21 protein-coding genes are annotated in these 17,371 nt (G+C 71.1%); 8 read left to right on the forward strand and 13 right to left on the reverse strand.

The window, feature by feature from the left end; all coding sequences use genetic code 11:
* The first annotated feature begins 21 nt into the window (after positions 1-21).
* On the forward strand, positions 22-792 hold the full coding sequence (locus AB0H62_RS45725) for an antibiotic biosynthesis monooxygenase (RefSeq protein WP_360592405.1): 771 nt from the start codon (positions 22-24) through the stop codon (positions 790-792).
* 104 nt (positions 793-896) lie between these two features.
* Here the strand turns inward: AB0H62_RS45725 and AB0H62_RS45730 are convergent, their stop codons facing one another.
* Positions 897-1,922 (reverse strand): 6-phosphofructokinase, encoded by a 1,026-nt coding sequence (locus tag AB0H62_RS45730; RefSeq protein ID WP_220238176.1) that lies wholly within the window; start codon positions 1,920-1,922, stop codon positions 897-899.
* A 293-nt stretch (positions 1,923-2,215) separates the two neighbouring features.
* On the opposite strand from AB0H62_RS45730, the gene AB0H62_RS45735 reads away from it, so the two are divergent.
* A complete protein-coding gene (locus tag AB0H62_RS45735) occupies positions 2,216-3,307 on the forward strand; it encodes a 3-deoxy-7-phosphoheptulonate synthase (RefSeq protein ID WP_360592406.1) in 1,092 nt (363 codons plus the stop codon).
* Here AB0H62_RS45735 and AB0H62_RS45740 read toward each other — a convergent pair.
* The 3 genes from AB0H62_RS45740 to AB0H62_RS45750 are packed head-to-tail and all read right to left on the reverse strand — an operon-like array spanning position 3,304 to position 5,562.
* On the reverse strand, positions 3,304-4,269 hold the full coding sequence (locus tag AB0H62_RS45740; protein WP_360592407.1) for a S41 family peptidase: 966 nt from the start codon (positions 4,267-4,269) through the stop codon (positions 3,304-3,306). The two genes, AB0H62_RS45735 and AB0H62_RS45740, sit on opposite strands and share 4 nt — an antisense overlap.
* Positions 4,270-4,294: 25 nt before the next feature.
* On the reverse strand, positions 4,295-4,783 hold the full coding sequence (locus AB0H62_RS45745; protein ID WP_220238173.1) for a polyadenylate-specific 3'-exoribonuclease AS: 489 nt from the start codon (positions 4,781-4,783) through the stop codon (positions 4,295-4,297).
* Positions 4,784-4,800: 17 nt separating this feature from the next.
* Positions 4,801-5,562, reverse strand: coding sequence for a lysophospholipid acyltransferase family protein (locus tag AB0H62_RS45750; protein WP_360592417.1), 762 nt, complete (start codon positions 5,560-5,562; stop codon positions 4,801-4,803).
* A gap of 219 nt (positions 5,563-5,781) precedes the next feature.
* On the opposite strand from AB0H62_RS45750, the gene AB0H62_RS45755 reads away from it, so the two are divergent.
* Genes AB0H62_RS45755 through AB0H62_RS45765 form a run of 3 tightly spaced genes read left to right on the forward strand, consistent with a single transcriptional unit; the run spans position 5,782 to position 8,223 of the window.
* Entirely contained in the window at positions 5,782-6,546 is a 765-nt protein-coding gene (locus AB0H62_RS45755) for an alpha/beta fold hydrolase (protein WP_360592408.1), read from the forward strand.
* A complete protein-coding gene (locus AB0H62_RS45760) occupies positions 6,546-7,076 on the forward strand; it encodes a hypothetical protein (protein ID WP_360592409.1) in 531 nt (176 codons plus the stop codon). Before AB0H62_RS45755 ends, AB0H62_RS45760 begins: the two co-directional genes overlap by 1 nt.
* 10 nt (positions 7,077-7,086) lie before the next feature.
* Positions 7,087-8,223, forward strand: coding sequence for a glutamate--cysteine ligase (locus AB0H62_RS45765; RefSeq protein ID WP_360592410.1), 1,137 nt, complete (start codon positions 7,087-7,089; stop codon positions 8,221-8,223).
* Here the strand turns inward: AB0H62_RS45765 and AB0H62_RS45770 are convergent.
* The 3 genes from AB0H62_RS45770 to AB0H62_RS45780 form a co-directional block, all read right to left on the reverse strand.
* Positions 8,220-9,077, reverse strand: coding sequence for an NUDIX domain-containing protein (locus AB0H62_RS45770; protein ID WP_360592411.1), 858 nt, complete (start codon positions 9,075-9,077; stop codon positions 8,220-8,222). The two genes, AB0H62_RS45765 and AB0H62_RS45770, sit on opposite strands and share 4 nt — an antisense overlap.
* A gap of 69 nt (positions 9,078-9,146) precedes the next feature.
* Entirely contained in the window at positions 9,147-9,350 is a 204-nt protein-coding gene (locus AB0H62_RS45775) for a hypothetical protein (RefSeq protein ID WP_360592412.1), read from the reverse strand.
* Between the two features lie 212 nt (positions 9,351-9,562).
* Positions 9,563-9,826: a zinc finger protein gene (locus AB0H62_RS45780; RefSeq protein WP_360592413.1), complete on the reverse strand. Its 264-nt coding sequence runs from the start codon at positions 9,824-9,826 to the stop codon at positions 9,563-9,565.
* A gap of 130 nt (positions 9,827-9,956) precedes the next feature.
* On the opposite strand from AB0H62_RS45780, the gene AB0H62_RS45785 reads away from it, so the two are divergent.
* Both AB0H62_RS45785 and AB0H62_RS45790 read left to right on the forward strand, forming a co-directional pair.
* Entirely contained in the window at positions 9,957-10,796 is an 840-nt protein-coding gene (locus AB0H62_RS45785) for a helix-turn-helix transcriptional regulator (RefSeq protein WP_220238166.1), read from the forward strand.
* Positions 10,793-10,960 carry a DUF397 domain-containing protein gene (locus AB0H62_RS45790; protein WP_220238165.1) on the forward strand — a complete coding sequence of 56 codons (168 nt, stop codon included), beginning with the start codon at positions 10,793-10,795 and terminating at the stop codon, positions 10,958-10,960. The genes AB0H62_RS45785 and AB0H62_RS45790 overlap by 4 nt, the downstream gene beginning before the upstream one ends.
* Before the next feature lie 79 nt (positions 10,961-11,039).
* On the opposite strand, the gene AB0H62_RS45795 is transcribed toward AB0H62_RS45790, so the two are convergent.
* Genes AB0H62_RS45795 through AB0H62_RS45820 form a run of 6 tightly spaced genes read right to left on the reverse strand, consistent with a single transcriptional unit; the run spans position 11,040 to position 15,354 of the window.
* Entirely contained in the window at positions 11,040-11,993 is a 954-nt protein-coding gene (locus tag AB0H62_RS45795) for an ROK family protein (protein ID WP_220247490.1), read from the reverse strand.
* Positions 11,994-12,008: 15 nt separating this feature from the next.
* Positions 12,009-12,494, reverse strand: coding sequence for a hypothetical protein (locus AB0H62_RS45800; protein ID WP_220238164.1), 486 nt, complete (start codon positions 12,492-12,494; stop codon positions 12,009-12,011).
* Entirely contained in the window at positions 12,491-13,651 is a 1,161-nt protein-coding gene (locus AB0H62_RS45805) for an ArsA family ATPase (RefSeq protein ID WP_220238163.1), read from the reverse strand. The genes AB0H62_RS45800 and AB0H62_RS45805 overlap by 4 nt, the downstream gene beginning before the upstream one ends.
* Positions 13,652-13,656: 5 nt before the next feature.
* Positions 13,657-14,094, reverse strand: a complete 438-nt coding sequence (locus AB0H62_RS45810; protein ID WP_220238162.1) for an SRPBCC family protein — start codon at positions 14,092-14,094, stop codon at positions 13,657-13,659.
* A 27-nt stretch (positions 14,095-14,121) separates the two neighbouring features.
* The gene (locus AB0H62_RS45815) at positions 14,122-14,916 is read right to left on the reverse strand and encodes a metallophosphoesterase (RefSeq protein WP_220238161.1); all 795 of its coding nucleotides are present in this window, start codon (positions 14,914-14,916) and stop codon (positions 14,122-14,124) included.
* Positions 14,917-14,925: 9 nt separating this feature from the next.
* The gene (locus AB0H62_RS45820; RefSeq protein ID WP_220238160.1) at positions 14,926-15,354 is read right to left on the reverse strand and encodes a polyketide cyclase / dehydrase and lipid transport; all 429 of its coding nucleotides are present in this window, start codon (positions 15,352-15,354) and stop codon (positions 14,926-14,928) included.
* Between the two features lie 114 nt (positions 15,355-15,468).
* Here AB0H62_RS45820 and AB0H62_RS45825 point away from each other — a divergent pair, with 114 nt between their 5' ends.
* Positions 15,469-17,265 carry a long-chain fatty acid--CoA ligase gene (locus AB0H62_RS45825; protein ID WP_220238159.1) on the forward strand — a complete coding sequence of 599 codons (1,797 nt, stop codon included), beginning with the start codon at positions 15,469-15,471 and terminating at the stop codon, positions 17,263-17,265.
* Positions 17,266-17,371 lie beyond the last annotated feature (106 nt).

Consider the following 17,371-nt stretch of genomic DNA (forward strand, 5'->3'; position numbering starts at 1 on the left):
CAGGTGCGCTCTGCTGGCCTGATGATTGTGGAATACCTGCGCTACACCATCCCGGCCGACCGCGCGGCGGCGTTCGAGGCCGCGTACGCCGAGGCGGCCGGCGCGCTCGCGAAGGCACCCGAGTGCGCCGGCTACGACCTCAGCCGCTGCGTCGAAGACCCTACGCGCTATGTGCTCGCGATCCGTTGGACCTCGGCCGAGGCACACCTCGAGGGCTTCCGCCGCGGCCCGCATTTCCCGCCGTTCTTCGCGGCGATCCGCGACTACGTCGGCGACCTCGACGAGATGCGCCACTACGAGCCGACAGCCGTCACCGGCGAGGGCGGCGCCCGGCCGCCGACGCTGTACGACTGGGCCGGCGGCGGCCCCGCGCTCCGGCGCCTGACCGAGGTCTTCTACCGCCACGTGCCCGAAGACCCGCTGCTGGAACCCGTGTTCCGCGGCATGGACGCCCACCACGCCGAGCACGTCGCGGTCTGGCTCGGCGAGGTGCTCGGCGGCCCGGCGGACTACACCGCCCACCACGGCGGGCACCCGCACATGATCGGCCGGCACCTCGGCCGCGGGATCACCGAGGAGCAGCGCCGCCGGTGGGTGTCGCTGCTGCTCGACGCCGCCGACGAGACCGGCCTGCCCGCCGACCCGGAGTTCCGCGCCGCGTTCGCCGGGTACCTGGAATGGGGCAGCCGGTTGGCCGTGCTGTTCTCGGCGCCCGGAGCCGAACCGGCCACGGACGAACCGGTGCCGCACTGGGACTGGACGATGCCGCCGTGGCAGGCGCCCGCCTCCTAGACGCCGCACGTGCGCCCGTTAGCCGCCGGTCCGCCACACTGTCCACAGTGGAACCGGTTCCCCGCGCGCCGGGTGGGGCCGGCCCCACCCGGCGCGGAAGAAACTCAGCCGAAGAAGACTTCGGCCTCTTCGTAACGCTCCAGCGGCACCGTCTTCAGCTCGGCGGTCGCCTCCGACAGCTTCACGCGCACGATGTCGGTGCCCTTCAGCGCCACCATTACACCGAAGTCGCCGTCGGCCACCGCGTCCACGGCGTGCAGGCCGAAGCGGGTGGCGAGCACGCGGTCGTAGGCGGTCGGGGTGCCGCCGCGCTGCACGTGGCCGAGCACGACCGCGCGCGACTCCTTGCCGGTTCGGTGCGCGATCTCGTCGGCCAGCCAGGTGCCGATGCCGCCGAGGCGGACGTGCCCGAAGGCGTCCTTCTCGCCCGCGACCAGCTTCTCCTCGCCGCCCTCGGGCAGCGCGCCCTCGGCGACGACGATGATCGGCGCGTATTCGTTCTCGAAGCGGCGCTCGACCCACTCCACGACCTGGTCGACGGAGAAGTGGCGCTCCGGCACCAGGATCACGCTCGCGCCGCCGGCCAGGCCGGAGTGCAGGGCGATCCAGCCGGCGTGGCGGCCCATGACCTCCACGACCAGCGCGCGGTGGTGCGACTCGGCCGTGGTGTGCAGCCGGTCGATCGCCTCGGTCGCGATGGAGACGGCGGTGTCGAAGCCGAACGTGTAGTCGGTGGCGCCCAGGTCGTTGTCGATCGTCTTGGGCACGCCGACGACGCCGATGCCGTCGTCGGTCAGGCGCTTCGCGACGCCGAGGGTGTCCTCGCCGCCGATCGCGATCAGCGCGTCGATCTCCTGCTCGGCGAGCACGGCCTTGATCTTCTCGACGCCGCCCTCGACCTTGTACGGGTTGGTCCGCGACGAGCGCAGGATCGTGCCGCCGCGCGTGAGGATGTCCTCGACGTCGCGCAGGCCGAGCGGCTTGCTCTCGCCCGTGAGCGGCCCCTGCCACCCGTTGCGGAAGCCGGTGAACTCCCAGCCGTGCACCTCGATGCCCTTGCGGACCACCGCGCGGATCACCGCGTTCAGGCCCGGGCAGTCACCGCCACCCGTCAGCACACCGACACGCATCTCTTTCCTCCGTCTTCGTCACGTTGGAGATCGCAGTCACATTTCGACGCCAGAGTAGCGGCAATCGTCTGGATCGGTGCAGGGCGTACCACCTGGCCAATCGGTCCTCGTGCCCACATGGTGGCCGCGTGTGCTAGCTTGATCGGCGTGCAGCGCTATTTCTGGTTTACGAAGCCGGCCCCGGGTGGGTGCGGCCGCGTGAACCTGCGCTGACTTCCCACCCCCGAGCCGGATTCGAAACCGGCTCGGCGAGTTCCCGCGGGTCGGTGTCCACCAGGAAGGAACCACCCGCCGTGACCACCCCGCAGCTGACCGCCGGGCCCGCCGACGCGAGCACCCTCGACAACCAGCGCACCACGTCGATCAGCCCGCTGATCTCCCCCGCCTTACTGCGCGAAGACCATCCCGTGGACGCCGCCGTGGCGAAGGTCGTGCACGCCGGGCGCACCGAGACCGTCGACATCCTCGACGGCCGCGACGACCGCCTCGCCGTGGTCGTGGGCCCGTGCTCGGTCCACGACCCCGAAGCCGCGATCGAGTACGCCCACAAGCTGGCCGCCAAGGCCGACGAGCTGCGCGGCGACCTGCACATCGTGATGCGCGTGTACTTCGAGAAGCCGCGCACCACGCTGGGCTGGAAGGGCCTGATCAACGACCCCGACCTCGACGGCACCTTCGCCGTGAACAAGGGCCTGCGCCTGGCCCGCAAGCTGCTGCTCGACGTGTCGGCGCTCGGCCTGCCGGTGGGCTGTGAGTTCCTGGACCCGATCACGCCGCAGTTCATCGCCGACATCGTCACGTGGGGCTCGATCGGCGCGCGCACGGCCGCGAGCCAGGTGCACCGCCAGATGTGCAGCGCGCTGTCGATGCCGGTGGGCATCAAGAACTCGGTGGAGGGCGACATCCAGGTGGCGGTGGACGCCACGCGCGCGGCCGCCGCGTCGCACGTGTTCCCGGGCATCAACGTCGACGGCCTCGCGGCGCTGCTGACCACCTCCGGCAACCCCGACTGCCACGTGATCCTGCGCGGCAGCTCGCAGGGCCCGAACTACGACGCCGCCTCGGTGACCGAGACGCTCGGCCGGCTCGCCAAGTCCGGCCTGCCGGAGCGCGTGATCATCGACGCGAGCCACGGCAACAGCAACAAGGACCACGTCCGCTCCCGCGAGGTCGTGCTGGAGCTGGCCTCGCGGATTGCTGCGGGTGAGCGCGGGATCGTCGGGCTGATGATGGAGAGCTTCCTGACGGCGGGCGCCCAGAAGCTGGTGCTGGGGCAAGCTTCGGAGCTCACGTACGGGCAGTCGATCACCGACGCGTGCCTGGATTGGGACACGACGGCGGATCTGCTGGACACACTGGCGGGTGCGGTGCGGGCGCGGCGCTAGCAGCCGGGCTGGGTGTGGAGCCACGCTGACGCGGCCGCGATCACCTCGTCGGTGGTCGCGGTCGCGGGCAGCGGGTGGTCGGGCTGGATCGGGGTGTTGCCGTAGACGCGGCCGGTCCGGTCGACATCACGCGCGGTCGTGATCAACAGTTCGGCGCCGTCGCTCAGGTGGAAGACCTCGTTGCCGGTCGCGAAGCCCGCGGTGGGCTGGCCGAAGGTTCGGGCGCGAGCGAGCCCTCGGAACGCGATGAGGGTCGCCTCGCCTGAGCTGGCGGTCTGGGCAGAGGTGAGGACGGCGACCGGCGGCCGCTGGCGGGCCAGCCGCATCGGGTTGGCTTCAGCCGCAACGGGTGTGCCGCCGGCCAGGACCTCGCCGGCCCGCAAGGTCACGCTCTGCGAGCCACCAGGCCATTCGAACGAGAACAGCTTGCCTTCGTCCAGCAGCGGTGCGAGGACCGTGAGCATGGGGAACATGTCCCCACCGTCATTGCGGCGGAGGTCCACGATCCAGCCGCACGGACGGCTCGCGTCGGCAGAGCGGACTGCGGCTTCCCCTGCGGCGATGTACCGGTGCTCGGCGACCGGGTCCAAAACGAACCGGGGAACAGTCAGCACTGCCAGGTCGCCGGTGGTCGAGCTGCTCGGCACCTCGATGGTCTGCGCGGCGGGCGGGCGGGCCTGCGTCGGGCCGAGCAGGATCGTGTGCGGGTTGCCCAGCTCGGCGATCACGTTACGGATCGCCGAGTATGTGCCAGCTGGTGCCGTCACCCCGGTCGTCCGGCGCAGAGCATCGGCTTCGGCAGCAGGCCAGTCGACGGAGTCCCGGTCGATCGAGTGAGCACGAAGCAGCGCGAGCGCGGTGAGCAGGTAGTCGCGCACCGGATCGGGGCGAGGGACCGTCGCGGCGGTGGCCAGGCCGAGTACGAGAACCAAGACCACAAAACCCGCAAGCATCCGGCGCATTTCCGACCCCCCAGTCGCGAAAAACTCAGCGGCGCCGGAACGCCGGTTCGATCACTTCCCAGCGTTGCAGGTTGTGTTTCGCGTCGGCAAGCGCATCGTGCTGATCCGTGGGCGCCAACGGCAGCTTGGGTTTGCCCGCGTCTTCCCAGCGTTGGCGCAGGTCTCGCGTGAAGCGGGGCAGCTGGCGCGGCAGGGCGGGCATCGGGCCCCACAGCTGGGCGAGGGCGACGTGGTCGTAGGCGGCGAACCAGGCCCACAGCTCGATGCCGCCCGGGGGCTTGCCGAAGAACTCGAGCAGGTCGGCGCGGATCTTCTCGCGGCTGCGCCACGCCCGGTCCGCGGGCGAGGGCAGCTTGGGCAGCACGTTGTCGCGCACCCACGGACCGGCCTTGGCGGGGTCGAAGTCGGTCGACACGGCGTAGAACTCGCGGCCGCGCTCATCGACGACACCGATCGAAACCAGGTCGATCGTCACGCCGTCCTCGATGAACTCGGTGTCGTAGAAGAAACGCACCGGTGAACCCTAGTGGGCTAGCCGACTTTGCTGTCGGGCACCCGGGCGGCGTCGCGGCCCGAAGGCTGTGCGGGAACCTTCGGCTTGGCGCCGGCGGCCTCGGCGGCGAGCAGCTCCTTGGCCTTCGCCGCGTAGATGTCCACGTACTCCTGGCCCGAGAGCTCCATCAGGGCGTACATGATCTCGTCGGTGATCGAGCGCTCGATGAAGCGGTCGCCGGCGAGGCCGTCGTAGCGGGAGAAGTCGAGCGGGGCGCCGAAGCGGATTTCGAGGCGGCGCGGCCACCACATCTTGGAGCCGATCGGGTTGACCTTTTCCGTGCCGATCATGGCGACGGGCACGACCACGCCCTTCGACTCCAGGGCGATGCGGGCGACGCCGGTCTTGCCCTTGTAGAGGCGGCCGTCGGGCGAGCGCGTGCCCTCGGGGTAGATGCCGAGCAGGTGGCCCTGCTTCACGAGCCGGATGGCGGTGTCGAGCGCGGCCTGCGCCGCGTTGCCGCTGGAGCGGTCGATGGGGAACTGGCCGACGCCGGTGAAGAACCACTTTTTGAGCAGGCCCTTGAGGCCCGGCTCGGTGAAGTACTCCGACTTCGCCGGGAACGTGACCTTGCGCTTCACGCGGATCGGCATGAAGAACGAGTCGGCGACCGCCAGGTGGTTGCCGGCGAGGATCGCGCCGCCGTCCTCCGGGATGTTCTCGGCGCCGACGACTTTCGTCGGCCACAGCAACTTGAGCAGCGGTCCGATGAAGACGAACTTCATGAGCCAGTACAGCACCGCGCGCCAGTCCTTCCCTAGGCTCAACCATCGTTCCCAATGGTCAAGCCTACGAAACTCGACGGTGTGCGCACAATGCGGGCCGAGCCGCTACTGGGTGGCAGCGATCGATCTCACAGCGGTACCAGGCAGTTCCGGGCACCGGCCGGGGCCCCACAAGACCACTCGACCGTGAGAGCATGGAAGACCTAGACCGCTTCGATCGGAAGGGCGTTCGTCATGGGCGTGCTCGCCGGCGCGGAACCGTTCGCCCACACCGGTTCCTCCGGGGCCGGGTTCCTGCTGTGCCACGGCTTCACCGGGACGCCGGCCGGGCTGCGGGCCTGGGGCGACCACCTGGCCGCGGCCGGGTTCAGCGTGCGCTGCCCGCTGCTGCCCGGACACGGCACGCGCTGGCAGGACCTGAACCGGACCACGTGGGAGGACTGGTACGGCGCCGTCCGCGAGGAGTTGCTCGCCCTGCTGGCCGAGAACGACACCGTGTTCGTCGGCGGGTTGTCGATGGGCGGCACCCTCACGCTGCGCCTCGCCGAGGAGTTCGGCGACCGGATCGCCGGGATCGTGCTGGTCAACCCGTCGGTCACGCGGCTGAGCGCCGACGCGAAGCTGCTGCCGCTGCTCGCGCGCGTGATCCCGTCGATCCCCGCGATCGCCAACGACATCGCCAAGCCCGGGGTGACGGAGCTGGCCTACCCGCGCACGCCGGTGCGCGCCGCCGCCAGCCTGGCGCGCCTGTGGAAGCTCGTGCGCGCCGACCTGGGCAAGGTCACGCAGCCGGTGCTGCTGCTGCACTCCGCCGTCGACCACGTGGTGGAGCCCGAGAACTCGCGGATCGTGCTGGCCGGCGTCGCCAGCACGGACGTGACCGAGGTGGTGCTCGAGAACAGCTTCCACGTCGCGACGCAGGACAACGACGCGGAACTGATCTTCAGCCGCAGTGTCGACTTCGCCCGGTCGCTGCGGGCGGGACAGGTGGGTGCCTGATGACCCGGGGGAAAGGCACGGACGGACCCGAGGACGTCGACGCCACGTTCGCCGAGATCGTGGCCGACCTGCGCGCCGAGGGCGTGGGTTTGTTCCTCGAAGAGGACGCGCTCGAGCTCGCCGACGACACCGCGGGCGAGCAGGCGAGCGACCCGACCCCGCCGCCGGCCGCCAAGACCGACACGAAGCCCGACAAGCCCGAGAAGGCGCCCGAGACCGACAACTGGCGCACCGGTGGCGCCACGTGGGACGCCACGATGTTCAGCGACGACCCGGCCGAGGACGACGAGCACTTCGTGCCGCCGGAGCCGCCGCCGCTGCCCCGCCCGCGCAAGGGCGCGTTCGTGGTGCTGCTGTTCTTCGTGGTGGGGCTGCTCCTGCTGATCGTGCCGAACCTGATCGGCGTCGGGCCCGCGCTGGCGACGCCGCTGGGGATCCTCGCGCTCGCGACCGCCATCGCGCTCCTGCTGCTGCGGGTGCGCCAGGGCCCGCCGCCGGGTGCCGACCCGACCAACGGCGCCCAGGTCTGACCGGACGGGTATGGGGATCGACTTCAGTCCTTCGCGCCGTTCGACGATCGGTGCGGAGTGGGAGCTGGCCCTGGTGGACCGGCGCAGCGGCGAGCTGGCCTCGGTCGCGGAACGGATCCTCGACGCGGTACGCCCCGACGGCGCCGAAGAGCACCCCAAGATCAAGCAGGAGCTGCTGCTCAACACCATCGAGGTGATCAGCGGCGTCTGCACCACCGTCGCCGAGTGCAAGGCCGACCTGGCCGAGTCGCTCGACGTCGTGCACAAGGTCACCGATCCGCTGGGCGTGGAGCTGTTCTCGGCGGGCACGCACCCGTTCTCCAACTGGTACCGGCAGAAGGTGACCGACAAGGCGCGCTACGCCAAGCTCATCGACCGCACCCAGTGGTGGGGCCGGCAGATGCTGATCTACGGCGTCCACGTGCACGTCGGCCTCGACCACCGCGACAAGGTGCTGCCGGTGCTCGACGCGCTGCTCAACTACGCGCCGCACCTGCAGGCGCTTTCCGCGTCTTCGCCGTATTGGGGCGCGGAGGACACGGGCTACGCGTCGAACCGCGCGCTGATGTTCCAGCAGCTGCCCACGGCCGGGCTGCCGTTCCAGTTCCGCGATTGGGCGGAGCTGGAGCACTACGTGGCGGACATGTTCACGACCGGCGTGATCGACCACTTCTCCGAGATCCGCTGGGACATCCGGCCCGCGCCGCACTTCGGCACGATCGAGATGCGCGTGTGCGACGGCCTGCCGACGCTGGAGGAGGTCGGCGCGATCGCCGCGCTGACGCAATGCCTCGTCGAGGACTTCAGCACGCGCCTCGACCGCGGCGAGCGGCTCCCGACGCTGCCCCCGTGGCACGTGCAGGAGAACAAGTGGCGCGCCGCCCGCTACGGCACGGACGCGATCATCATCCTCGACGCGGCCGGCCGGGAACGGCTCGTCACCGACGACCTCACCGACCTGTTGGAGAAGCTCGAACCCGTCGCGCGGCGGCTCGACTGCGTGGCGGAGCTGCGCGACGTCGAGACGATCCTGAAGTACGGGCCGAGCTACCGGCGCCAGCGCGCGGTGGCCAAGCAGCACCACGGTTCCCTGAAAGCCGTCGTCGCGTCGCTGGTCGCTGAGATGCGCGACGGGATCGCGCGCTAGCCGGCGTCCAGCTCACGCAGCAGCGTGCCCGGGCCCATGATCGACGCGCCCAGCGCGGTGACCCGGGACCGCAGCTCGCGGTCGGCCGTGACCACCACGACGTGGTCGCCCGGGCGCGCCTGGGCGGTGACCTCGACGATGTGCGAGTCACCATCGGCGGGGGCCGTCGCGATCTCGACGCCGGGCACCGGTTCGACCCCGCGCGCCTGGCCTTCGACGACCAGGACCACGCGCGGCCACCAGTCCCATGTCGGCCCGGCGCCGATCCCCGCGACGGCGTCGGCGATCCCCCGCTCGGCCAGCAGCGCCAACCGGTCGCGCAGGCGCTCGGCGGCGCCGCGACGGTCGCGCCACCAGCCGTCGGGCCGCGAGCCGACGACGTTGGCGCCGTCGACGACCAGCACGAGCTCGCGGCCGAGCTGTTCCCGCAGCCCGGGCCACGACTCGGCGAAGTCGCGGTGCAACGGCAGCTCGGCCACGTCGCCGGGCGCGACCCAGCGCAGCTCGGAGCTCTCCTGGTTGGCCACGCGCGCGTCGAGCGCGCCGTCGGCGACGCCGAGCACAGTGGTGTAGCGCCAGGTCCCGTGGTCGAGCACCGACGCCGACAGCGCGCGGAACGCGGTCTTCGGCACGTCGGCCTCTTCCCACGCCTCGCGGGCCGCCGCCTCGCGCACGGTCTCGCCCGTCTCCAGCGCGCCGCCGGGCAGGGCCCAGGTGCTGCCGTTGTGCACCCACCAGGCGCGCCGCTGCAGCAGCACCCCGCGTGCGGGATCGGACAGGAGCAGCCCGGCCGCGCCGTGCGCACCCCAGTGCAGCCGCCCGCACGAACACCGCACGAACCGGTTGGCGGTCATCGGCGTCACCCGGCCAGCCTTCCACAGGAAGCCCGCCGGACGCAGCCTCCTGGTGGACGACTGTGATCGTCAGCCGCGTTCGCCGAGCCGCTCCGCGACGAACGCCGTGCAGGCGTCGAGGTTGTCCTTCAGCCGGCCCGCGCGCTTGCGGAGAACTTCCAGTTCGAGCCTCGTCGGCGGCCGGTTTTCCCTGAGCCGCCAGACGACTCCCGCGAGGCGGATCGACAGGCCGTAGGTCACGGCGTCGGCCGTGTCCAGGAGTTCCTGCAGCATGCGCTGGTCACCGGTGGTGAGTCCCGGGGCACTCGGCCGGGGTTCACGAGTGCCCCGGGACGCGGTGGCCCTGCCGCCACCCGACGTGGCGACAGGGGTCGAGGCGTCCCCAGTCGGTGGTGCGGCCGGCGAGCGGCGCGGAGCGTCCGGTGCCGCGGCACCAGGCTCGTCCTGCGGGTCTTCGCCGGCGACACGGAGTCGTGCGGTCATGGTCAGCCCCGAGCTTTCGAGAGTCCGCCCGCGCGCGGCGTGGCGTCCGGGCGTGGGGCCGGAATGCCCAGCGCACGGCGGAACGCCGTGTCGCAGCTCAGGCAGGTCGGGTCGAGCCAGGGTTTGCCGGGGCCGTGGATGTCGTTCTCCCCGACGGTCGGCTCCGAGCCGCACAAGGCGGCGAACGTCGCCCCGACGTCGAGCGAGCCGAAGTGCACGGCCGCTCTCGCGTGACGCTGTCCTTCCGCCTGCTGCCACACGTACATGAAGCCCTCCCCGGGTGATCAACCGCTATTTCTTTGCTCGTGATGAGTTTCTTATGTGCATGCACAACTGGCAAGATTTTACCGGTACATGCACCCGATTGGGGTGCACACTTACTGATAGGGTTTGTGCATGCCCAGCACACGTGCGACACCCCGGCAGGTCGAACTCGGCGTACTGTTGCGCAGGATTCGCAAGCGTGCCGGTCTCACTCAGCCGCAAGTCGCGGAACTGGTGAACCGGTCGCACTCACACATCTCGCGCCGTGAGCGCGGAGAACTCGGCTTCGAGGAACAGTCCGAGCTGGAGCGAACCCTGACGGTCACCGGCGCCACGAGCGAGGAGACCAGTCAGGCCCTTCGGCTCTTCCGCGACGGAACGGACCCGAACTGGCTGATCCCCGGCATCGCCCGGGACCTCGCCGTGGTCGCCGAGTACGAATCGGTCGCGAATGACATCTTCGCCTATCAACCCTCGTTGATCCCCGGGCCATTGCAGATCCGCGACTACACCCGCGTGATGATGGTCGACGGCGACATGCCGGAAACCGAACTCGACAGCAAGCTCGAACTTCGGATGGCTCGGCGGAAGAGGTACCTCGACGGCAGCACCCGGTTCGAAACGGTCATCGGTGAGCAGGCGATCCGGTACCCGGCATGCCCGCCCGAGGTGGCGGTGAGGCAGCTCCGCGATCTTTGCGAGGTGGCCGAGTTGCCCCACATCTCCATTCAGCTTCTGCCCTTCCGGCTGGGCTATCACCCGGCGAGAGAAGGCGGATTCGTCGTCATCCGCTCGGATTCGGCGACGGTGGTCCATGTCGAGCAATACCGCTCGTCAACAACGCTGACCAATACCCGCGACGTGAAAGACTACGTGGAAGCGGCGGACAGGATTCGTCGTGACGCGATGGGCGCGGTCGCTTCGGTGCGCGCTATCGCGAAAATCGCGGATGAGTTGGAGCGAACGGGATGAACGAAGGTGCTTGGCGGACGTCGTCGTACAGCGGCCAACAGGGCGAGTGCGTCGAGGTGCGCACGCTTTCCGAAGAGGCCGGTGTGCGCGACTCCAAGGACCGCGATGGCGGCTCCCTGCTGATCGCCGGGGAGGCGTGGCGGGCGTTCCTGGAACGCCTCTGACCGTTGCGGTGGAAGTGCCCCAGCATCCCGACGGTGCTGGGGCACTTCCGCGTCCGGGGAGCGTCAGCCGGCGACAGCGTCAGCCGGCGACTTCGGCGACCGGCGCCTTGGCCGCGTCGAGAGCCAGCGCCGCGGCGCCGACGATCGCCGTGTCGTCGCCGAGGTGAGCCGTGCGGATGCGGGCCAGCGGCCGGTACCGCGCGCCCGTGATGGCGCCCGCGTAGTGCTCGCGCGCCTCGTCGAGGAACAGCGGCGCCGACTCGGACACGCCGCCGCCGATCACGATGATCTCGGGGTCGAACACGTCCGCGACCAGCGCCAGGCCCTCGCCCAGCCACTTGGCCAGCTCGGCCATCGCGCGCAACGCGATGGGGTCGCCGTCGCGGGCGGCGCCGGCGACGCGGCGGCCCGTGACCGAACCCGGGTCACCCGCGACCTCGCGTGAAAGGACCGTGGAGCGGCCCGGGTAGCGAGCCAGCAGCTCGACGGCGGTGGCGGCCAGCGCCGTGCCGCTGCAGTAGCGCTCCCAGCAGCCGTACTTGCCGCACGGGCACGCGCGTCCGCCCGGCACCACGGTCAGGTGGCCCAGCTCGGGGGCCACGCCGTAGGCGCCGCGGTAGATCTCGCCGTCGAGCAGCAGCCCAGCGCCGATGCCGGTGCCGAGCGCGACCAGCGCCGCCACCTGCGCGCCGCGGGCCGCGCCGAAGCGGTGCTCGCCGACCACGGCCGAGTTCACGTCGTGCTCCAGCGTCACCGGCAGGCCCACGCGCTTCTCGATGCGGTCGGCCACCGGCGCGTCGCGCCACGCGAGGTGCGGCGCGAACATCACCGACCGGCGGTCGCGCGCCACGAACCCGGCCACGGCCAGGCCCACGGCCGCGACGTCGTGGCGGTTGCGCAGGTCCTCGACGACGCCGGCGATGGCGTCCTCGAGCGCGTTTTCCTCACTCGGTGTCCCGACGCGTGTGGTGTCCAGGAGCGATCCCCGCTCGTCCACCACACCGGCGCGCACGCTCGTGCCGCCGACGTCCACCCCTATCGTCAGCACTCAGTTCTCCTGCTCCGGCCGCCAGTCTTCCCGCTTGCGGACGGCGATGTGCTGCACCCGGGCGGCGGCTCCCGGGTCGTCCGCGGGGCTGGGCGCAGGTCTGGGCGCGGGCCGAAAGCCCGGCATGTGCACACCCTCGTCGGGCTCCCAGCGGTCCGCGAGCACCGCCCGCAGCAACGCCACCAGCTGCGCCGCCTGCTCCAGCAGCCGGGCGGCGAACTCCGGCCGTTCACCTCGCACGACGGCGACGATCGCACACAACGGGCACCAGCCGCACCCCGAAAACCCCGCAGTCCCCGCGGTGCCCGCAGCGCCCGGCTCGGTGTCGTGGGACGGCTCGTGGACCTCGTCGCGGCCGTGCCCGGCGGTCATCAGCCCTTCCAGCCACGGCGCGGCGCGCTCGACCACCAGCTCCACGAGCAGGCGGATCTCCTCTGCCAGCCGCAGGCCTTCGGCCGCGTACCCGGGCTCGTCCTGTTCGCTCACGCGCGACCCCGGTTCCCGGCCAGGCTGATGACCAGGCCGCCCGCATCGGATTCCGCGCCGGTGATCCGGCACGGCCGCAGCGTCTCCGGCAGGGCGATCAGCCTGCGGAAGCCGTCCACGGTGATCGCCAGGTCGTCGTCGACGCGGGCGAGGTCCACGTCGGCCTCCCGCTGCAGCGGGATCGCGACACGCAGCCGGAAACCGTCGGCCTCCGGCGTCACCTGCAGCAGCGGCGTCACAGGCTTTCCGGTGCCGGACAAGGGATCCCGCGTGCCGTAGAGCTCGCGGGCCAGCTCGGCGAGCGCCTCGGCGCCCACCGGTTCACTCGCCCGGTGCTCGACGCGCGCGAGGTCCGCCGGTCCGAACCCGGCGGCCGCGAGCTCGGCCAGGACGGTGTCCTGCTGGGCGCGCCGCGTGCGCAGCCAAGTGGCCGCAGAACCGCGCCAGAACCCGGGCGCGGGCATGAGGCGGTTGGCGATCAGGCCGTCGACGGCGATGCCGCGCAGGGCCAGCGACGTGAGCGTGCGGCGGGCTTCCGCGACGACCACGCGCTCCGGTGTGAGGACCAGCCGCACGGTGGTCACGGACGGGTCGGTGAGCAGCTCGCGCAGCGAGTCCAGGTGCGCGCCCAGACGCCGCACTGAACCGGCGACCCGGCCGCGGCCGCCGTAGGCCTTGCTCAAGTACCCCGCGACGGCCTCGGGCAACGCCAGCAGGCGCAGCGTCTCGGCGGTCGGACCGCAGTCGACCACCACGGTGTCCCACGGCCCGTGCCCGGCCAGCCGCTGCACCTCGCCGAGGGCGAGCAGCTCGTCGACACCCGGGAGCACCGTCAGCTCCTCGGCGTCGAGCGTCTCGAGCCCGGCGCCGACCAGCAGCGTCCGCAGCTGGTCGCGCAGCTCGTGCCACGTCCGGTCGGCCAGCGCGCGGGAGTCCACCTGCGCAGCCCAGAGGCCGGCCGGTGAGCCGTCTCGGCGCACGTCCACTTCGGACGGTTCCGCGCCCAGCGCCGCGCCGAACGCGTCGCCGAGGGAGTGCGCCGGGTCGGTGGAGACCACGAGGGTCTTCCTGCCGCGCCCGGCGAGCGCGGTGGCGGTGGCCGCGGCGAGCGTGGTCTTCCCGACACCCCCCTTGCCGGTGAACAGCAGGATCCGCATGTCGCCTAGCCTTCGGCCCGTCGCTTCAGCTCCTTGAGCGCGGTGTCCATCACCATCTTCTCGGCCTTGCGCCGGAGCAGGCCGATCATCGGCAGCGCCAGCTCCACCGAGAGCGTGTAGGTGACCTTCGTGCGCCCGTCACGCAGCGCTTCGAGTGCGTAGCGGCCGTTCTGCGCCTTCTGCATCTGGCCCTTGACCAGGCGCCAGCTCACGCCGAGCCCGGTCGCGTCCCAGTCGTACTCGAGCGTGTAGACGTCCTTGATCGGCCCGGCGTCCAGGGTCAGCTTCACCTGTTTGGCCCGCCCGGCGTCGTCGGTGCCCAGCACCTCGACCTCCTGGACGGCCTTGGCCCACTCCGGGTACGCGGGGAAGTCGGCGATCACCGTCATCACCCGTTGGGGCTCGGCGTCGACCTCGATGGACTGCGTGGACTGCTCGGCCATGGGACGAAGCGTAGCCGGAGAGTCGCGTCACCAGCGCAGCACGTACGGCTGCCCGGTCTCCTTGAAGTGACCCACGTTACGGCACTCGGTGTGACCGAGCCGCCGCCGAGAGGCCAGCGGCTGGTGCACGTGGCCGAACAGCGACCAGCGCGGCCGCTGCTCGCGGATGAGCTCCAGCAACGACCGCGAGCCCAGCTCGGCGCGTCGCGCGACCACGTCGTAGGTCAGCTCGGCCACGGCCGGCGGGATGTGCGTGCAGAGCACGTCGACGTCCGACAGCTTGGCCACGCCCTCGTCGAACTCCTCGCGGGCCCGCAGGTAGGGCCGCCACGCGGCGCCCTTGCGCGGCCGCGGCACCACGCCTTCGGGCAGCACCGCTCCCCCGACGAACCCGAAGCGCAGACCGCCGATGGTGGTGACCTCGCCGTCGAGCACCTGCACGCCGTCGCCGACGAACTCCGGCCACAGGTCGGGCGAGTCGACGTTGCCGGGCGTGGCGTAGGTCGGCGCGGTCATCGAGGCGAAGAGCGTGGCGTACTGCTCGCGCATGGCCTCGTCCACGGCCGAGGCCGGGTCGTCGAGCGTGGCCCACAGCGTGCGCGAGTAGGCCACGGTCTCGTCGCGCGTGCCCTCGCGGCGCAGGCGCGCGAACTGCGCCACCTTGTCCGCGCCGAACAGGGCGCCCATGATGCCCTTGTCGTGCTCGCGGTAGTCGACGAAGTCCAGCAGGTCGCCGAGCACGACCAGCGCGTCGGCCCCTTCACCCGCCCGCTTCAGCGCGTCGGCATTGCCGTGCACGTCCGAAACGACGTGAACCCGCACAAGACCCTCCTAGTCAGTGGTCTCAAGGTCTTCGGCCCGCGGCGGGATCCCGGGCTCGCGCCCGTCCTCGAGGACGTGCTTGAGCTCCAGTGCGAGGTGCTTCGCCGCGCGGGCCCGCCGGTCGAACTCCCGGCGCAGCTCACGCGGAGTCAGGGTCCGCGGCGCACCGCCGGGGCCGGCGGGCGTCGCGCGCAGGAAGTAGTGCAGCACGGTGCCGTCGAGCACAGGTTCCAGCCAGACCTCCATCGTACCGACGAGCGCACCCGTCACGGTCCAGCGCAAACCCTTGTCGCCACGGTCGGTGTACACCTGAAGGGAAAGGTCCGGCCAATACCGCCGCCAGGCGCCCGGGTCGGCGAACGCCGCGGCGATCGTGCTCGGCGGCACCACGATGAAGGTCTCGTCCACGAGATCGAGAGCGGGTGATCCGGGGTTCACAGGCGCAGAATGTCACGACCTCGTACGGCGGGTCGGCGCGGCGTGGTCTTAAGGTCTACGGCAAGCTAAGTTGACCGGCGGGTAACCCCGCACGCGTCGAACACGGAGGTCCACGTGCGCGAATACAGCGCCCCCGCCGGGAAGCCGGTGACCGACGACGAGAACCTGGCCGACGTCGTCTGGGCGAACGCCGAGCGGTTCTCCGACGTCGTGAGCTTCCGCCGGCAGGTGGAGGGCACCTGGCTGGACGTGACGGCCAAGGACTTCGCCGACCAGGTCGCGGCCGTCGCCAAGGGCCTGATCGCCGCCGGCATCGGCCACGGCGACCGGGTCGCGTTGATGTCGAAGACCCGCTACGAGTGGACGCTGATCGACTTCGCGATCTGGGCCGCGGGTGCCGTCACCGTGCCGATCTACGAGACGTCGTCGCCCGAGCAGGTGCATTGGATCCTGTCCGACTCGGCCGCCAAGGCCGTGCTGGTGGAGACCGACACGCACCACGGGTCCGTGGACGCGATCCGCGACCGGCTCACCACGCTGCGCCACACCTGGCAGATCGAAGGCGCCTCCCCCGCGGTCGACGAGCTCACCGCGCTCGGCGCCGAGGTCACCGACGAGGACCTGCACGCGCGCCGCCGCGAGGTCAGCGCGGGCGAGCTGGCCACGATCGTCTACACCTCGGGCACCACGGGCCGGCCGAAGGGCGTCGAGCTGACGCACCGCAACCTGCTGGCCGAGATCCGCGCCGACATCGAGGCGTTCCCCGAGCTCATGGAGCAGGGCAACTCGCTGCTGTGCTTCCTCCCGCTGGCCCACATCCTGGCCCGCGCGATCGCCGTGACCGCGCTGTCGGCCCGCGTGACGCTGGGCCACACGCCGGACGTGAAGAACCTCGTCGCGGACCTCGGCACGTTCCGGCCGACGTTCGTGGTCGCCGTGCCGCGCGTGTTCGAGAAGGTCTACAACTCGGCCAAGCAGAAGGCCCACAGCGAGGGCAAGGGCAAGATCTTCGACGCCGCCGAGGCCACCGCGGTCGAGTACAGCCAGGCGACGGACAAAGGCAGCGTCTCGTTCGGGCTGCGCGCCAAGCACCTGGTGTTCGACAAGCTCGTGTACAGCAAGCTGCGCGCGGCGCTGGGCGGCCGCTGTGTCGCCGCGGTGTCCGGCGGCGCCCCGCTGGGCGTGCGCCTGGCCCACTTCTTCCGCGGCATCGGCGTGCCGGTGTTCGAGGGCTACGGCCTCACCGAGACCTCGGCCGCGGCGGCCGTCAGCACCAAGACGGCGTTCCGCGTGGGCACCGTCGGCAAGCCCGTCGCGGGCACGTCCGTGCGCATCGCCGAAGACGGCGAGATCTTGCTCAAGGGCAGCGTCGTGTTCGGCGCGTACTACAACAACGCCGCCGCGACCGCCGAGTCGCTCACCGACGGCTGGTTCCACACCGGCGACCTCGGCGAGCTCGACGACGAGGGCTTCCTCAAGATCACCGGCCGCAAGAAGGAGATCATCGTGACGGCCGGCGGCAAGAACGTCGCGCCGTCGGGCCTCGAGGACACGATGAAGGCCTCACCGCTGATCAGCCAGGCCATGGTGGTCGGCGACCAGCGGCCGTTCATCGCCGCGCTGGTCACGATCGACGAGGAGTTCTTCCCGTCCTGGAAGACCCAGCACGGCAAGCCCGCGCAGGCCACCGTCTCCGACCTGGCCGCCGACCAGGACCTGCTCAAGGAGATCCAGACGGCGGTCGACGAGGCCAACAAGCAGGTCTCCCACGCCGAGGCGATCAAGAAGTTCACCGTGCTGGCCAAGGACTTCACCGAGGCGAACGGCGAGATCACGCCCTCGCTAAAGCTCAAGCGCAACGTGGTGAACAAGAACTACGCGTCGGACATCGAGGCGCTTTACAAGCGTTGAATCTTTGGCCCCGCCTCCGGCGGGGCGTGCGAGATCGCCTTTGAGCCGGCTTCCGGATTGTGCGGTCGGATCGGCCGGGGGCCGATCGCACCGCACAATCCGGAAG

The organism is Amycolatopsis sp. NPDC050768 (assembly GCF_040654155.1).
In the GTDB taxonomy this organism is placed as follows: Bacteria; Actinomycetota; Actinomycetes; order Mycobacteriales; family Pseudonocardiaceae; genus Amycolatopsis.

What these genes read in the sequence shown, in the direction of transcription:
- AB0H62_RS45780 (WP_360592413.1), bottom strand. Translation starts at nt 9,826, where the DNA reads ATGTACGTGTGGCAGCAGGCGGAAGGACAGCGTCACGCGAGAGCGGCC.
- AB0H62_RS45775 (WP_360592412.1), bottom strand. Translation starts at nt 9,350, where the DNA reads ATGCTGCAGGAACTCCTGGACACGGCCGACGCCGTGACCTACGGCCTG.
- AB0H62_RS45730 (WP_220238176.1), bottom strand. Translation starts at nt 1,922, where the DNA reads ATGCGTGTCGGTGTGCTGACGGGTGGCGGTGACTGCCCGGGCCTGAAC.
- AB0H62_RS45790 (WP_220238165.1), top strand. Translation starts at nt 10,793, where the DNA reads ATGAACGAAGGTGCTTGGCGGACGTCGTCGTACAGCGGCCAACAGGGC.
- AB0H62_RS45810 (WP_220238162.1), bottom strand. Translation starts at nt 14,094, where the DNA reads ATGGCCGAGCAGTCCACGCAGTCCATCGAGGTCGACGCCGAGCCCCAA.
- AB0H62_RS45725 (WP_360592405.1), top strand. Translation starts at nt 22, where the DNA reads ATGATTGTGGAATACCTGCGCTACACCATCCCGGCCGACCGCGCGGCG.
- AB0H62_RS45760 (WP_360592409.1), top strand. Translation starts at nt 6,546, where the DNA reads ATGACCCGGGGGAAAGGCACGGACGGACCCGAGGACGTCGACGCCACG.
- AB0H62_RS45770 (WP_360592411.1), bottom strand. Translation starts at nt 9,077, where the DNA reads ATGACCGCCAACCGGTTCGTGCGGTGTTCGTGCGGGCGGCTGCACTGG.
- AB0H62_RS45765 (WP_360592410.1), top strand. Translation starts at nt 7,087, where the DNA reads ATGGGGATCGACTTCAGTCCTTCGCGCCGTTCGACGATCGGTGCGGAG.
- AB0H62_RS45805 (WP_220238163.1), bottom strand. Translation starts at nt 13,651, where the DNA reads ATGCGGATCCTGCTGTTCACCGGCAAGGGGGGTGTCGGGAAGACCACG.
- AB0H62_RS45785 (WP_220238166.1), top strand. Translation starts at nt 9,957, where the DNA reads ATGCCCAGCACACGTGCGACACCCCGGCAGGTCGAACTCGGCGTACTG.
- AB0H62_RS45740 (WP_360592407.1), bottom strand. Translation starts at nt 4,269, where the DNA reads ATGCGCCGGATGCTTGCGGGTTTTGTGGTCTTGGTTCTCGTACTCGGC.
- AB0H62_RS45755 (WP_360592408.1), top strand. Translation starts at nt 5,782, where the DNA reads ATGGGCGTGCTCGCCGGCGCGGAACCGTTCGCCCACACCGGTTCCTCC.